This window comes from Microbispora catharanthi, from assembly GCF_006334915.2.
Lineage (GTDB): Bacteria > Actinomycetota > Actinomycetes > Streptosporangiales > Streptosporangiaceae > Microbispora > Microbispora catharanthi.
In genome coordinates this window covers 30,353-45,959 of sequence record NZ_VDMA02000006.1, presented here as the reverse complement: position 1 = coordinate 45,959, position 15,607 = coordinate 30,353, and the positions used below count along the sequence as shown (strand labels likewise).

Sequence of the window (15,607 nt, the reverse complement as noted above, 5' to 3'; positions counted from 1 at the left end):
AAATCCCTCAAGATGCTCGGGGGTCCAAGTCGGTGGTCGTCGCCGTCCAGGCGTCCGTGACGGCGTCCGAGACGCGCGCCTCAACAGTAATGCCCCTGGCCGCCAACGCTGACGTCAGACGCCCGGCGGCGTCCGCCAGCCACGGCCACTCGGTGGCCCAGTGGGAGGCGTCGACCAGCGCCGGCCCGTCCGCCTCCATGTGCTCACTCGCCGGATGGTGCCGCAGATCGGCCGTGAGGAAGACGTCCACGCCCGCGGCCCTGGCCGTGCCCAGCAGGGAGTCGCCCGCGCCGCCGCAGACGGCGACGGTCCGGACCGGCCGGCCGGGGTCGCCCGCGACCCGCAGCGGCCCCGCCGTACGGGGCAGGCCCGAGGCGGCCAGCGCCGCGAACTCCCGCAGCGGCATCGGAGCGGTCAGGTCCCCGATCCGGCCGAGCCCGCGGCGCGGGTCGTCGGCGGAGGGTTGGAGGGGCCGCAGGTTCCCCGTCAGGCCGACCGCCCGCGCGAGCGCGTCGGAGACTCCGGGGTCGGCGACGTCGGCGTTGGTGTGCGCGGCGTAGAGCGCGGTGCCGCCGCGGATGAGCCGGTGCACGACCCGGCCCTTGAAGGTCGTGGCGGCGACGCTCGTGGTGCCGCGCAGGTAGAGCGGGTGGTGGGTGACGACGAGGTCGGCCCCCCAGCCGAGGGCCTCGTCCACGACCACGGCGACCGGGTCGACCGCGAACAGGACCTTCCGTACGGCCTGCTCCGGGTCGCCGCAGACGAGGCCCACCGCGTCCCAGGACTCGGCCCACGAGGGGTCGTACAGCGCCTCCAGGCGCTCGACCACCTCGGCGAGGGTGCAGGAGATCGATTCCACCCGCGCACACTACAGCCTGCTGGCGGAACGACCCGGGAAGAGTAACGTCCCCATTGACCCCGCCGTCAGGAAGGATCCCCAGCGTGCCCGTCCACACCGTGCCCGTTGATCAGCAGAGCCTGCACGTCAGGTCCGTGGTCGCCGACACCCACAACGACCTGCTCATGGCCGTCTCCGCCCGGCCGCCCGCGATATGGGCCTCGTTCTTCCGCGAGCGGTGGCTCCCCCAGCTCGTCGAGGGCGGGGTCGACGTGCAGGTGCTGCCCGTGTTCGTGGAGAGCCGGTTCCGCCCGGAGGGCGCGCTGCGCCAGACGCTGCGGATGATCGAGTGCGCCCACGTGCTGGCCGAGGGCAACCCCGACGCGGTGGCGCTGTGTCACGACGGACAGCAGATCGACGAGGCCCTCGCCCTCGGAAGGATCGCCCTGGTGCCGGCCCTGGAGAGCATGCCGGGGATCGACGAGAGCGTCGAGCTGATCCCGACCCTGCACCGCCTCGGGGTCCGCGTCGCCTCGATCGCCCACTGGGGCCGTACGGCTCTCGCCGACGGCAGCGGCCAGGACGGCACCGGCTCCAGGCTCACCAGCCACGGAGTCGAGGCGCTGCGCGAGATGGAGCGGCTCGGCATGCTCTTCGACATCTCGCACTTGGGCGCCACGGGCGTCGCGCACGTGCTGGAGATCGCGACCCGGCCCGTCATCGCGACCCACTCCTCCGCGCGCGCCCTGCGCGACCACCACAGGAACCTCACCGACGAGCAGCTCAGGGGCGTCGCCGCGGGCGGCGGCGTCGTCTGCGTGAACTTCCTCGCCGCCTTCCTCACCGAGGACGCCCGCTCGGCGACGATCGACCACCTCGTGGACCACATCGAGCACGTCGCGGGCGTCGCCGGCATCGACCACGTGGGCCTCGGCCCCGACTTCATGCGCGAGGTGAACGAGGACCTCACCCCGCCGTGCTGCGAGGGCTTCAGCTACTCCGGGATCGACTCCAACGCCGCCATCCCGGGACTGGAGGGCCCGCGCGGCCTGCCGCTGGTGACCGACGCGCTGGTCAAGCGGGGTTTCTCGGACGAGGAGATCCAGAAGATCCTGGGCGCCAACGTGATGCGCCTGTTCCGCGCGGAGCTGGGCCGCCCGGCTCACGACCGGGCCCGGGAACGGCCCGAGCCGGGACGGCCGCGGCCGTGAACCTGGAGGCCATGCTGGCCGACCTCGAGGAACTGGTGCTCTGCGAGTCATACTCCACCGACCACGAGGCGGTGGCGCGCAGCGCCCGCGTCGTGGGGGCGTTGGGCCGCAGGCTGCTGGGGGCCGAGCCGGAGACCCTGGTGATCGACGGGGTCACCCATCTGCGCTGGTCGTTCGGCCTGCCGAGGGTCCTGCTGCTGGGCCACCACGACACGGTCTGGCCGGTCGGCACGCTGCGCGAGCATCCCTGGTCGGTGCGGGACGGGGTCGCGCGGGGGCCGGGCGTGTTCGACATGAAGGCCGGTCTCGTGCAGCTCTTCCACGCGGTCGCCTCGCTGCCGTCCCCCGACGGGCTGACCGTGCTCGTCGTCGGGGACGAGGAGCTCGGCTCGCCGACCTCCCGCCCGCTGATCGAGTCGATCGCGTCGCGGTGCGCCGCCACGTTCGTGCTTGAGGCCAGCGCGGACGGCGGCGCGCTGAAGACGGCACGCAAGGGCATCTCGCGGTACGAGCTGACCGTGCACGGCCGGGCCGCGCACGCCGGCCTCGAACCCGAGCTGGGGGCCAACGCCGGGGTCGAGCTGGCCCACCAGGTGCTGGCCATCGCGGGCATCGCGGCCCAGATCGAGTCGTCGTCCAGGGCGGGGGCGACGTCGGTGACCCCCACCATGCTGACCGCGGGGACGAGCACCAACACGGTGCCGGCCCGGGGCCGGGTGGCGGTCGACGTACGCGTGCCCGACCGGGCGGCGCAGCGCCGGGTGGACGAGCTGATGCGCGCGCTGGCCCCGCGCACCCCGGGCGTCCGGCTGGAGCTGCGCGGCGGGCCGAACCGCCCGCCCCTCGACCCCGCCGCCTCCGCCGGGCTCTTCGATGTCGCCGTACGGCTCGCCGCCGAGCTGGGCATGGCGCCGCTGCGCGGGGTGCCGGTCGGCGGCGGCTCGGACGGCAACTTCACCGCGGGCGTCGGCTGCCCGACGCTCGACGGCCTGGGCGCGGTGGGAGGCGGCGCGCACGCCGCCGAGGAGCACGTCCTGGTCGCCGAGATGCCGGTCCGCGCCCATCTGGTCGCGGCGCTGGCCGCGTACGTGCTGTCGGGCGGGCCGGTCACCGGCGGCGCCGATCCCGCGCCGCGGGACATGAGGCAGACCGCCGGGGAGACCGCGTGAACCCGTGCGACCCCGCCGCCGCCCGGGATCAGGCGGACGGGGCCGCCGCGCGGCGCGGCCTGCGGATCGCCGAGCTGCGCACGGTCGCCGAGTTCGAGCGGGTGGTCCGGCTGTTCGACGGCATCTGGCGTCCGGAGCCGTGGAACCCTCCGATCACGGCGGAGCTCATGCGGGCGCTGACCCACGCCGGCGGGTACGTCGCCGGGGCGTTCGACGGCCCTGAACTCGTCGGGGCCGCCGTCGCCTTCCTCGCGGCGCCCGCGGGGCAGGCGCTGCACTCGCACGTGACCGGCGCCGTGCGGCCCGGCGCCGGATTCGCGCTCAAGCTGCACCAGCGTGCCTGGGCCCTGGAGCGCGGGCTGAGCCGGGTCACCTGGACCTTCGATCCCCTCGTCCGCCGCAACGCCCACTTCAACCTGGCCAAGCTGGCCGCTCTGCCGGAGGAGTACCTGCCCGACTTCTACGGCCCGATGGGCGACGCGGTCAACGCCGGCGACGAGTCCGACCGCGTCCTCGCGGTGTGGCGGCTGGACGACCCGCGGGTGGCGCGGGCGTGCGACGGCCTGCCGCACCGGCCCGCGGGGGCGGACGGCGCGGTGGCCGTGCTCGCCGAGCGGGACGGGTGCCCGGAGTTCCTGCCCGCGGACGGCCCTGCCGTGCTCGTCGCCGTGCCCGCGGACGTGGAGACCCTGCGCCGCGCCGCCCCGGAGACGGCCAAGGCCTGGCGGCACGCCGTACGCGAGGTGCTGGGCGGGCTGATGGCGCAGGGCCGTCCGGTGACGGGCTTCGCCGGCGGCTGCTACGTCGTCGAACGGCGCTCCCCCGCCCCTCGGTGAGACAGGCGGCGTGAGACAGGCGGCGTGAGACAGGCGGCGTGAGACGGGCGGCGTGACCGGGCGCTGGGTACGGGGCCGGAATGGGTAGGGACCGGACAGCGGCGTCCCGGCCACGGCGGCGATCACCGGCAGAGGTAACGTGCCAGGTGAGCCGGGTGGGGACACCCGGCGGCGGCCACGAGGCCTTATTGATCATCTGATTACCGGGGGGAATCAGATGAGCGGGTGGCGGGGATCCTCGGTGCGGATCCGCTTGACGGTGCTGGCGAGCGCGGTGATGGCGCTGCTGTGCGCCGTCGCCGTGCTGCTGGTCCTCGGCGTCCTGCACGGCACCGCCCAGCGGTACAAGACCGACGAGATCACCACCACCGCCGTACGCCTCGCCTACCAGGCCAAGCGCGACCGGCTGCCTCCGGTGCTGCTGGACCCGGGCGTGGCCGGCGTGCAGGTGATCGATTACAGCGGCCGGATCGTCTCCGTCAGCGACACCCTGACCGGCCGCCCGCGCATGGCCGCGTTCCGGCCGGAGCTGACGACCCCGGAGACGAGCAAGGTGCTGTGCGCCTCCCCTGCGTTCCCGGACCGGTGCATGGTCGTCGTCGCGTTCCGCTTCCACAACACCGGCGGGCTCTGGACGATCTACACGGCCGACGACACCGTGCCGTGGTACGTCAGCGGCCCGCTGCTGGCGGCGCTCATCGGCGGCTCGCTCCTGCTGGTCGCGCTCACCGCGCTCGGCACCTACCAGACGGTGCGCAAGGCGCTCGGCCCGGTCGAGGCGATCACGTGCAACCTGGCCAGGATCACCGCGACCGACCTGAGCCAGCGCGTGCCGGTGCCGAAGTACCACGACGAGATCCGGCGGCTCGCCGAGACCGCCAACCAGACCCTGGACCGGGCGGAGACGGCCGTCGAGCGGCAGCGGCGTTTCGCCTCCGACGCCTCTCACGACCTGCGCAGCCCGCTGACCGCGATGCGTACGGAGATCGAGGAGGCGTTGCTGCACAGCGAGGACGCCGACTGGCCGGCCACCGGGCGCGCCCTGCTGGGCAGTTGCGACCGCCTGCAGGCGCTCGTGACCGACATGCTCCAGCTCGCCCGGCTCGACTCCGGCGCGCCGCCCCGCCGTGAGCCCGCCGACCTCGGTGGCCTCGTCGCCCGTGAGCTCGACCGCAGGTCGCGCAAGGTGGAGGTGGTGCGGCACCTGACGCCCGGTGTGGTCGTCGTCGGCGACCGGCTGGCCCTGGGCCGCCTGCTCAACAACCTCCTCGACAACGGCGAGCGGCACGCGGTGTCCATGCTCTCCGTGACCGTGCGGCGGGAGGGCGGCAAGGGCGTGCTGGAGGTGCTCGACGACGGCGCGGGAATCCCGCCGGACAAGCGGGAGCTGGTCTTCCAGCGCTTCACCCGGCTCGACGCCGCCCGGTCGAAGGACGCCGGCGGCACCGGGCTCGGACTGTCCATCGCCCGCCAGATCGCCCAGGCGCACGGGGGGACGCTCACGATCGAGGACAGCGACCAGGGTGCCCGCTTCGTGCTGCGGCTCCCGCTCGCGCCGGCCCGCTGACGGGTCACTCCTCCTCGGGTACGACGATCACGGTGGGCACCGGGGTGCGCAGGGCCTCGGCGACCGCCTCCTCCAGCTCCCCCGGCGTCTTGACGGCGCGGCCCCGCGCGCCGTACGCGGCGGCGAGTGCGGGGAAGTCCGGCGCGTGCAGGTCCACGGCGACCGGCCGCATGCCCCGCTCCCGCATCTCCTCGCGGATCTCCCCGAAGCCGCCGTTCGCGAAGACGACGATCGGCAGGCTCAGCTGCAGCTCCACCGCCATGGCCAGCTCCTGCAGGCTGAACTGGAACGCCCCGTCGCCCGCCAGCGCCACCACGGGGACGTCGGGCCGGCCGAGCTTGGCGCCGATGGCGGCCGGCAGGGCGAAGCCGAGTGTGCCGAACCCGGTCGGGAACAGGAACCGGCCGGGCGGGTCCATCGGCATGCCGACGAGCGCGCCGTGGTAGACGCACATCGAGTTGTCCCCCACCACGACGCTCTCCTGCGGCAGGGCCCGGCGCAGCGCCGCGAGCTGGTCCGACCACCTGCGGGTGAGCTCTTCGAGCTCCGCCTCGTGGCCGGCGCCGGCATCCCGCTCCCGGCGCGGACGCGGCACGACGCCCTGCCGGTCGAGCCGCTCGGCCAGCCCGCGCAGGGCGAGCTCGGCGTCCGCGACGATCGCCACGTCGGCCACGTGGTCGCCGTGCATCTGCCCCGGGTCGATGTCGACGCGCACGAGACGGCCGGAGAGGGTGAAGGCGTCGTCCCACAGGTCGGCCGGGCCCAGCTCGGTGCCGACGGCCAGCACGACGTCGCACGCGGCGAGCCACCGGCGGACGGCCGCCAGGTGCAGCGTGGTGCCGAGCGCCAGCGGGTGGCTCTCCGGCACCGCGCCCTTGCCGTTGACCGTGGTCACGACCCGCGCGCCGAGCCGTTCCGCCAGGCGCATCGTCAGGCGCCCCACCGGGGGCTCGTCCTCGCCCGGGGGCCTCTCACCCGGACACTGGGCGCCGCCGCCGAGCACGAAACCCGGGCGGCGCGCCGTGCGCAGCAGCCCGGCCGCCGCGTCGAGGGCCACCGGATCGGGCCCGCGGCGGGTGATCCGGTACGGCGGGACGATCTTGACCGGGCCCCTCAGGTCGAGCAGGTCGAAGGGGATCTCGATGTGGACCGGCCGGGGGCGTCCCTCGGCGAAGCGGCCGAAGGCCCGGGCGACGGCGGCGGGGATCTCCCGCACGGTCGTCACACGGTGGCTCCAGGCGCACAGCGCGTCGATCGCCCGCGACTGGTCCCTGCTCTCGTGCAGGTAGCCGCGGCCGTCGCGGGGATGGCCGGTGGGAACGCCCGGGGAGACGAGCAGGATCGGGGAGGAGTCGGAGTACGCCTGCCCGAGGGCCGTGGCCGCGTTGACCACGCCGGGCCCGGTGGTGGTGACGACGACGCCGGGCCTGCCGGTCACCCTGGCGTACCCGTCGGCGGCGTATCCCGCGCCCTGCTCGTGCCGGGGCGTCACGCAGCGCACGCCCGCCCGGTCGAGCTCCTCGTAGATCGCGAGGTTGTGAGTGCCCGGAATGCCGAAGATCGTGTCGACGCCGTGCAGCCTCAGTGCCTCGACCAGGGCGCGCGCCCCCGTGGGCGTCGTGATCGTCCCCGCAGGGGGGATCGGGTCATGGCCGTCCACGTATCACTTCCCGGGAGAGCGGAGGGGTTTCCCTTGGGTTTCCCAAAATGGTTTCCCCTTCCAGGCACCGCCCTACCGTTCCGCGTGCCGGATTTTTCAGAAACGGGGACGGGGACGCGTTCCCACCTCGTGTTCGTCCGATCCGTACGTCAGCACATTTTCAATGGACTGCACGGCCTGGCGCACCATCCGGTGCATCGCCTCGGCGGTGTGGGAGGCGATGTGCCCGGTGACCAGGAGGCGGTCGGGAAAATCCCGCCGCAATTCGCCGGCCTCCTCGCATTCCCGGCCATAGAAACCGTCGAAGACCGCCATGCTGACGCGGCCTTTCTCCAGACCGGCGTAAAGGGCGCCGGGACTGACGATGGCCGGGCGGGCGGTGTTGACGAGGATCGCGCCCTCCGGCATCCGGCTGATCACCGACGAGTCGATCATCGATCTGGTCTCGCCGGTCTCCGGCACCATGACCACGAGGATGTCACTGGCCGCGGCCAGGTCGAGCAGGGGCAGGTAGGAGATGCCGAGGTCCCGCTCGGCGTCCGGCTTGCGGGTGCGGCTGTAGTAGGACACGCGGACCCCGAAGCCCCGGCGCAGGATCTCCGCGATCCGCCGGCCGTTCGCGCCCATGCCGATGATGCCCACGCTGCGGGCGGCGAGTTCGTGCGGCAGTTCGTCGGAGCCCTGCCAGCCGGGGACCCGCTCGCCCAGATGCCGGGGGATGCCCAGGTTGGCGTTGACGATCTGCGCGACCGTGAACGTGGCGACCGCGTCAGTGGCCGCCCCCGGCGTGTTCGTGACGGCGATGCCCAGCCGGTCGGCCGCCGCCACGTCGACGAAGTTCTCGTAGCCCACGCCGAGGAAGGCCACGACCTTCAGCGTCTTCGCCTTGCGCAGCGCCCGCGCGGTCGCCCGCTCCTCGCCTCCGTGCAGGTAGGCGACCGCCCCTCGCAGCTCGCGCGCCAGCAGGTCCTCGGTCAGCGGCGACGCGGGCCGCCGCACCGTGAGCCCCTGCCTGGCGAGCGGCTCCAGCAGCGCCCCGTCGATGCCGGCGCCGGTCACCAGGACCGTCCCATCCCTGCGCGCCGCTCCGGCCGCCGGCCGCGGCCGCGCGGGACGATAGTCCGTTATATCCCTTGGAGCCGCAGTTTGGGACATTTCAAATATCTCTCAGACTTAGGACATATATGTCTGTTTTTCTCTGTGGTATCTCTCCAATCACGACAACCAGGCGGTGCATGAAATACCACGGATGGTCCAGGCGACGGAGCAGGAATCCAATGGTATAAGGGTTGTGGTGGTTCCGTCTCCACCTGAATCGGAAAAGGAAACCCCTGGGGAGGGTCTGGGGACCCCGGCCTCGGTCCCGCCCGGCCACACGAGCATGCCTTTCTCCTTGACGGCAGCACGGAGAGGGCACGCAGGACGGCACGCAGGACGGCACAGTCGCAGAGAGGGCCGCGAATGAAACTCCAGCCGCGACAGCAGCTTCTGGAGCTGTGGGAGGCGGCCGCGCGCGCCTCCTACCGGGACCGCGTCTGGACGTGGGGCGGCCGGGACGGGTCGAACTCCATCTCCGACGCGGAGCAGCTTCTGTGCTTCATGTACCCGGCCTCGGAACTGCCGGGCTTCCGCCTGGACACACCGGACGAGACGGCCGACGACGTGCTGGCCGCGCTCGCGGTCCTGGGCGACTCTGTGGAGATCCCCAAGCTGCTGCTGCGGGTGATGGGCCAGTATCTGCGCACCTACACCGCCGATGACGGGCGGCCCCTGTTCTCCGGCGGCAGCTACTTCCGGCCGTTGGACGACGAGGCGAAGGTCACTCCCGAGCAGCTCCAGCTGGACGTGGTCGACTCCTTCTCGATGTCGGTCACGCTCGCGCTCGGCACACTCGGCTTCCTGAAGGTCTTCCGCCAGAGCGTGCGGCGCGAGTCGATCCGCCGCGAGATCCGCGAGCTGGAGGACCTGGCCAGCAAACGGCTGTCGGCCGCGATGGCGGGCCTGCTGCGCAGCTTCACGGTCAACGCGTTCGACCCCGGCTCCACGGCGGGCCGCGCGCTGCTGCGCACCGTGAACCAGACCGGCGCGCCCACCCGCCGCGTGCTCGACGACCTGCGGCGCGAGCTGCGGCCCGTACGCGCCGGCCTGCGCGACCTGACGATCGGCTCGGGCAGCCAGGTGGACCTGGACAACGAGAACCTGCTGTTCGAGTGCGGCTGGACGTGGGGCATCGTGAAGGACGCCCCCGACATCGTCACGCCGCTCGACATCGGCCCCCAGCCCAAGGGCGTGGCCGCCGACACGCCGTTCCTGTACTTCACCGTCAACGCCCTCGTCGGCATCGCCGACCTGTTCTCCGCCCGCACCCGCGTCCTGAGCCTGCTCAACGACGACCAGATCACCCTCGCCCAGGCCATCCAGCGCCGCTGGGACCTCACCCAGTCCTACTGGCGCACCATCGCGACGTATGGACGGGGCACCTGGCCGCTGGAGGACATCCCCTGGCGGACGGTCGACGAGAAGGAGTCGGACTACTACAGTCTCGGCGTCACCGCCATGGTCGTGCAGAGCCTGGTCAACAACCGGGCGGCCGACGTCGACCTCGGCCGGGTCGCCGCCGTGCTGGAGGAGCTGGCCGTCCGCGCCAGGATCATCCGCAGGGCGGTGCCGGGCGACCCGCCCGTGCTCATGCACTCCCCCGGCGTCCCGATCAACCTGAACGGCAGCGACGCGCTCGGCCCCCACCTGCTCTGGGTCGTCTCCGACTTCGCCATCACGCTGCTGAAACGGACCATCTGGGCCGCCTCCATCGCACAGAACACGCGGATGCGCGAGCGGCTGGTCGCCCTCGCCGACCAGATCTGGCGGCACATCATGCTGCGCCGCCACACGGACGGCTCGGCCGCCGGGCTGTGGGACCAGCCGGGCAACGTCTTCACCGACATCGAGGTGCGCGACGAGGAGCCGTCCTGGTACTTCAGCGAGCGGGTCGTCGAGTTCCTCGTCTCCGCCGCGACGTCCAGCGGGGAACCGCCGCTGCGCAGCCCCCAGCTCGTCGAGCTCGCCCTCCAGATGCTCGGGGAGGCCGAGCACCTGCTGGACCAGGAGCTGGTCACCCGGCCCTTGATCGGCGGGCAGACGATCCAGCCCAAGCTGCGCTCGATCCAGGCGTCGCTGCAGCGGGCCAGGGCGATCGTCAGCGACCGGCCGGCCACCGCCCAGGCGCTGATCAACGACGCCCTGCTCGGCCTCGAACGGCTGTCCGCCGCCCGCGACAGCGCGTCGGAGGCGATCTAGATGCTGGTCTTCGCGATCTCCGACAAGGGAGGGACCGGGCGCTCGGTCACCGGCACCAACATCGTGTACCGCCACGCCCTGCAGGGCAACGACGTCTGCTACCTGGACTTCGACTTCGGCTCGCCGACCGCGGGGGCCATCTTCAGCGTCAGCGCGGTGGCCCGCGGCACCCGGGAGAACGGCCTGCACCACTACCTGCGGGGCGAGTGCCCGCAGCCGCGGCGGGTGGACGTGTGGGCCGAGTCCGACCGCGAGGGGCTGCGCGCCCGCCCGCCCGGCGCGGGGCGGCTCGTGCTGTTGCCGGGCAGCGAGGGCGGCGGCGAGCTGTCGGCCCTCACCGACGAGGTCGTCGGCCGCTGCGTCCAGCTGCTCGGGCGGCTGGACGAGGAGTTCGACCTCTGCGTGGTCGACGTCAGCGCCGGCCGGTCGTTCACCGCTGAGCTGGTCCTGGCGGCGACCGTGCGGATGCCCGCGATCCCGTTCCGCTGGCTGGTCTTCCACCGCTGGACGCGCCAGCACATCATCGCGGCCGACGGGCTCGTCACCGGCGCCGACGGGCTGCTCGACGTCGGCACCAGGTTCGGCCACGACCCTGAGGACCTGCGCGACCGCATCCGCTTCGTGCGCACGGCCGTGCTCGAACCGGACGCGGCGGAGCTCGTCGGACTGCGCGACGAGCAGCGGGCCTGGCTGAGCGCGTGCGACAGCGAGCTGCGCGAGCTGGCGGGCCGCCACGGTGTCGGCCGTACGGCCATGCTCGGCAAGATCCCGCTGGACCCCGTCCTCCAGTGGCGCGAGCAGCTCATCACCGATGAGGACGTACTGGCCAGCAAGATCGCCAACGCGGAGACCGCCGCCGCGTTCGACGATCTCGCCAAGAAGATCGTCGACGACAGCGCGTGGGAGGGCTTGTGACGCCGGTGCAGGCGACGTTCGGCGAGGTGGCGGCCGAGCGCAGGATCGCCTCCGTCCCCCTCTCCCATGTGTCCGTCGAGCTCGGGCACCTGTACATGGAGGACTACGAGGCGGGGCCCGACCGGCTGCGCGAGCAGTTCCGCAGGGTCGCGCCGTGGCTCGCCACGGTCCGCTCCTTATGGCGGGAGCGGGTGCCCGGGGGCCGGGCCCGGGTGAGCACCTGCTTCCTGGTGGACGACTACTTCAGCCGCTTCAGCACCCCCGCCGAGCTGGTGCCGATGGTCCTCGAGGCGGCGGCCGAGCACGACCTGACCATCGACTACCTGGCCAGGGAGTCGGCCTGTGCCGAGTTCGAGGACGCACAGTCGGGCGGCGTCGAGCTGGCCCGGCTGGTGGAGGACCGGCTCGTGGACGACCCGCCGCCCGAGACCGACGGGTCCCGCCCGCCGGTGAAGGAGACGGGCTGGCTGTGCAACGGCTCCCGCTCGCCCCGCACCACGCCGATGCAGGCGATGGGGAAGACCCGGCCGTGGGAGCCGCCCGCGCAGAACGCCAAGCGCGGCCACTCGATCTTCGTGGACGTCGAGCTGTGGGACGAGAAGGGACCGCGGCGCACCTGGTCGTGCCCCTTCCTCGCGGCCGTCTGGCAGCTCCTGCGGCTGGGGCTGCTGCGCAGCGACGGCCACGTGCCGCTCCCGCCGGTCGCCCTGGACGGCGACTGGCCCCGCGACTGGGACGGGCTGCCCGCGGTCGTCCGGCTCAACCCCCAGGCCGCGCCGTTCAGCGCGTACACCACGCTGTCCGTCCTCTCCCCCCGGTTCCTGCCCGTCGAGCTGGCCGTACGGACGATCCTGAGCCAGGTCGCGGTGGACGACGAGGTCCTGCGGCAGGTCGTCACCCGGAGCGAGAGCGAGGGAGTCCGGCTCGAAGAGGAGCTCGTCGACCGCATCTCCTACGTCTTCATCTGAGGGGCCCGATGCTGGTGATGGGGGAAGTCCACACCGGGCTGCTGCAGAACTCCGGGGAGATCTCCGAGTCGACGTGCCGTCAGGTGCTCGGGCTCATGACCGGGGAGACGGTGCGCGTCTCCCGCCGTCCCATCGTCCACGCGCTGTCGCCCGAACGACTGACCGGGGTGGACTGCGCGCTGCCCACCGCGTCCCGTTCCCGGGTCAGGGGCGTCGGCACGGTGGTATCCCGCTGCGCGGTGACCGGGGGCCGGGTGGCCCAGGGATCGTCGTACGTCCGGCTGGTGCGCTCGGAGGCCGACCGCAGGCTGCCCTGGTCGCACTACCTGGCCCGGCCGGGGGTCGTGGAGGTCCTGGGAAAGGCGAAGGCGGCCGACCTCGCCGAAGGGTTCACCGGCGACTCCGCACCCGGCTGCCTCAACCTGGGGGCCGTCAGCGGACGCTTCCTCGACCTCGTCCAGGCGTCCCCGCTGCTTGACCGGCGGGCCCCCTTCAAGATCCCGCGTACGAGCCTGCGGTGGGTGGCGGAGACCGGCGAGCCGTCGATCCGGTTCACCCTGCACACCGAGCAGGAGCGGACGCTGCGCCTGACGCATCCCGGCCCGTTCACCCCCGCCGTGGTCGACCTGTGCGAGGACCTGGCGACGCACGACTGGCTGCTGACGTCGCTGCTGGTCATCGTCGAGCGGGCGCGGATCGGCGGGACGCCGGGAGCCCAGGCCGCGGCCCGCCTGGCACCCGCCATCGACCACCTCATGCACCTGTGGATGCCCGCAGCCCGGGTCGAGGAGTGGCTGACGCCGTTCTGGGAGAGCCTGGAGCGGCGGCCGGGGTTCACCCGGCAGTGGCGTTCCCTGGTCGACCGGGTCCGCGACCAGGTCGCGATGAACGCCCTGGCCCTGCTCAGCGCAACCGCCGAAGCCGGACGGAGGTGACCGTGACCGGAGCAGCACCCGAGCCCTCCCCGTCGCTCGTCCCGAGGATCGTGCGCAAGGTCCTCGTGACGGTGCTCGTGGGTGGCGTGAGCTACGTCGTGAGCAACGCGCTCATCCGCGTGCCGAACGAGGACCTGTGGAGCCTGCTGCTCGCGACGTTCATCAGTGGCGTCGTCTTCGTCGTGCAGTTCCTCGCGGACGTGGACGACCAGCTCGAGACCGTGCTGCAGGAGCAGCGCAGGCAGCATACGAAGACCCACAATCTGGTGGCCGACAGCTTTGCCAAGATCAACGAGGCGAGCAAGCTGTTCGGCGTCGTGGAGATGTCCGCGCTGGAGACCAGGGGGGTGGCCGAGCTGGTGCAGAACGCCGCCAAGATCCGCGACGACATGCCCGACCTCGTCAAGAGCCTGGTGCACCACGAGGTCACCCGGATGGCGAAGTTCCTCGGCGAGCTGTCCGACGGCAGGTACGCGCTGTACGAGGGCGAGGACCGCGACTGGCTGCTCGCGCTCGCGCGCAACGCCCGGGTCAGTCTCGACGCGATCAGCCTGACCAGCGTGGACGCCCGCGACACCGAGTTCGAGGGCGGCTTCTGGCACACCGACCTCGGGCAGCGCTACGTCAAGCTCCAGCGCGACCTCGTCCAGCGTGGGGCGCGGGTGCGCCGGGTGTTCGTGGTGGATCGTTCCGAGCGGCTCGACTCCGAGGCGTTCCGCCGGGTGTGGAAGTGGCAGACCACGGTCGGGATCGAGGTGCGCACGCTCCTCCTCGCCGACGCGCCGCCCCTGCTGCGCGGCTCGCTGTCCGACTTCATCCTGTTCGACGGGGTCGTCTACTACGAGTCCAACCCCGCCCCGCAGGTCGGCGACGGCATCGCCCCGGTGATCCACAGCACGATCCTCGTACAGGATCAGGAGAGGGTGCGGGAGCGGGCCGAACGGTTCACCGAACTGTGGGAGGCGGCGACACCGGCGGCGTAGGCGGGACAGGCGGCGCAGGCGCGGCCGGCGCGGGCGGGAAGGGGCGGTCGGGCCGGCAGACGGCGAGCAGTTCGCTCTCCCGGGCGCCGGCGGTCCCGCCGACCAGGGCCGCCACCAGCTCCGCCGTGACGGGGGCGAGCGTGACGCCGAGGCCGCTGTGGCCGGTCGCCGCCACGACCCGGCCGTGGTCGTCCACGTGGCCGAGGATGGGCATGTGGTCGGCGCTGCCCGGCCGCAGTCCGGCCCAGCGCCGGCCGATGGGCCAGGTGGCCGCCCTGGGCATGAGGGCGGCGACGCCCCGCCGGATCTCCTCGATCGCCGCGGCGGTCACCGTCACGTCCCCCACGTTCTCCTCGTAGGTGACGCCGACGGCCACCCTGCCGTCGTGCCGGGGGACGAGATAGGGGAAGTACTCCCGGCCGTCCTGTTTGATCTCCGCGAAGATGTGGTGGCGCAGCGGGTAGGTGACGGCCCCGGGTGGGCGGACGTCGAAGGCCACGCCCTTGATGGGGAACAGGTGGGCGCGGTGGCGGGGCAGGAAGACCCCGCTCAGGTGCCCAGCCGCGACGACGGCCTGCTCCGCCGACACCCGGCGGCCGTCGTGGAGGTCCACCTCGACACCGCGGGGCCCGGTCCGCAGGCCGGTGGCGCGCACCGCGCTCAGCACCCGGATCGGCGTGCGCCCCGACAGCACGGCCGTCGTCAGGGCGGCCATGAGCACCCGCGGGTCGAGCGCGAGCTCCTCCGGCAGCAGGAAACCGCCGACGACGCGCTCGCTCAGCAGCGGTTCGAGATTTCTGGCGTCGGCCGCCGTCAGCCGCTCGACGGCGAACGGCGAGTTCTTCCACTGCGGCAGCACCTTGGACTCCAGGCGCTCCATCTCGGCCTCGTCCAGCGCGACCTGGATGTCGCCGCCGTCCAGCACCGGGACCTCGACGCCGGAGGCGGCGCGGATCTCCTCAAGCCACTGCGGGTAGACGTCGCGGCTGCGCTTGATGACGCTGCTCAGCGGGCCGAGGCAGGAGGGCTCCGTCTGGGTCAGGATGCCGCCCATCGCGCCGTCGGAGGCGCCGAGCCCGAGACGCTGCCCCGCGTCCACGAGCACCACGCTCGTGCCGCGCGCGGCGAGCCTGTGCGCGATCGCGCAGCCGATCACGCCACCACCGATGATCACGACGTCGCAGGTCTCAGGCACGCGGGCTCCAATTCGCCGTCCCCTCGCTTCGAC

The 15,607-nt window shown here is 72.8% G+C and carries 13 protein-coding genes; 9 read left to right on the top strand and 4 right to left on the bottom strand.

Annotated features, from left to right (window positions below):
• Positions 1-7: 7 nt before the first annotated feature.
• Positions 8-859 carry a Nif3-like dinuclear metal center hexameric protein gene (locus FH610_RS12900; RefSeq protein ID WP_139574587.1) on the bottom strand — a complete coding sequence of 284 codons (852 nt, stop codon included), beginning with the start codon at positions 857-859 and terminating at the stop codon, positions 8-10.
• A gap of 83 nt (positions 860-942) precedes the next feature.
• Here FH610_RS12900 and FH610_RS12895 point away from each other — a divergent pair, with 83 nt between their 5' ends.
• The 4 genes from FH610_RS12895 (at position 943) to FH610_RS12880 (ending at position 5,621) form a co-directional block, all read left to right on the top strand.
• Complete coding sequence (locus tag FH610_RS12895; protein WP_240808939.1) at positions 943-2,049, top strand: dipeptidase; 1,107 nt, start codon at positions 943-945, stop codon at positions 2,047-2,049.
• 11 nt (positions 2,050-2,060) lie between these two features.
• The gene (locus tag FH610_RS12890; protein WP_139574586.1) at positions 2,061-3,218 is read left to right on the top strand and encodes a M20/M25/M40 family metallo-hydrolase; all 1,158 of its coding nucleotides are present in this window, start codon (positions 2,061-2,063) and stop codon (positions 3,216-3,218) included.
• Entirely contained in the window at positions 3,215-4,054 is an 840-nt protein-coding gene (locus FH610_RS12885; RefSeq protein ID WP_167538714.1) for a GNAT family N-acetyltransferase, read from the top strand. The genes FH610_RS12890 and FH610_RS12885 overlap by 4 nt, the downstream gene beginning before the upstream one ends.
• A 241-nt stretch (positions 4,055-4,295) precedes the next feature.
• Complete coding sequence (locus FH610_RS12880; RefSeq protein WP_240808938.1) at positions 4,296-5,621, top strand: sensor histidine kinase; 1,326 nt, start codon at positions 4,296-4,298, stop codon at positions 5,619-5,621.
• Between the two features lie 4 nt (positions 5,622-5,625).
• Here the strand turns inward: FH610_RS12880 and FH610_RS12875 are convergent, their stop codons facing one another.
• Complete coding sequence (locus FH610_RS12875; RefSeq protein WP_205825739.1) at positions 5,626-7,281, bottom strand: thiamine pyrophosphate-binding protein; 1,656 nt, start codon at positions 7,279-7,281, stop codon at positions 5,626-5,628.
• Between the two features lie 96 nt (positions 7,282-7,377).
• Complete coding sequence (locus FH610_RS12870) at positions 7,378-8,340, bottom strand: 2-hydroxyacid dehydrogenase (RefSeq protein ID WP_161627992.1); 963 nt, start codon at positions 8,338-8,340, stop codon at positions 7,378-7,380.
• Positions 8,341-8,742: 402 nt separating this feature from the next.
• Here FH610_RS12870 and FH610_RS12865 point away from each other — a divergent pair, with 402 nt between their 5' ends.
• Genes FH610_RS12865 through FH610_RS12845 form a run of 5 tightly spaced genes read left to right on the top strand, consistent with a single transcriptional unit; the run spans position 8,743 to position 14,379 of the window.
• Positions 8,743-10,578, top strand: a complete 1,836-nt coding sequence (locus FH610_RS12865) for an SCO2524 family protein (protein WP_139574584.1) — start codon at positions 8,743-8,745, stop codon at positions 10,576-10,578.
• Positions 10,579-11,493, top strand: coding sequence for an SCO2523 family variant P-loop protein (locus FH610_RS12860; RefSeq protein WP_139574583.1), 915 nt, complete (start codon positions 10,579-10,581; stop codon positions 11,491-11,493). It begins immediately after the preceding gene.
• Positions 11,490-12,461, top strand: a complete 972-nt coding sequence (locus FH610_RS12855; protein WP_205825738.1) for an SCO2522 family protein — start codon at positions 11,490-11,492, stop codon at positions 12,459-12,461. Before FH610_RS12860 ends, FH610_RS12855 begins: the two co-directional genes overlap by 4 nt.
• An 8-nt stretch (positions 12,462-12,469) precedes the next feature.
• Positions 12,470-13,396, top strand: coding sequence for an SCO2521 family protein (locus FH610_RS12850; RefSeq protein ID WP_139574582.1), 927 nt, complete (start codon positions 12,470-12,472; stop codon positions 13,394-13,396).
• A 2-nt stretch (positions 13,397-13,398) separates the two neighbouring features.
• Positions 13,399-14,379 carry a phosphatidylserine/phosphatidylglycerophosphate/cardiolipin synthase family protein gene (locus FH610_RS12845; RefSeq protein WP_139574581.1) on the top strand — a complete coding sequence of 327 codons (981 nt, stop codon included), beginning with the start codon at positions 13,399-13,401 and terminating at the stop codon, positions 14,377-14,379.
• On the opposite strand, the gene FH610_RS12840 is transcribed toward FH610_RS12845, so the two are convergent.
• The gene (locus FH610_RS12840) at positions 14,342-15,574 is read right to left on the bottom strand and encodes an NAD(P)/FAD-dependent oxidoreductase (RefSeq protein ID WP_161627991.1); all 1,233 of its coding nucleotides are present in this window, start codon (positions 15,572-15,574) and stop codon (positions 14,342-14,344) included. The genes FH610_RS12845 and FH610_RS12840 overlap by 38 nt on opposite strands.
• Between the last annotated feature and the right edge of the window lie 33 nt (positions 15,575-15,607).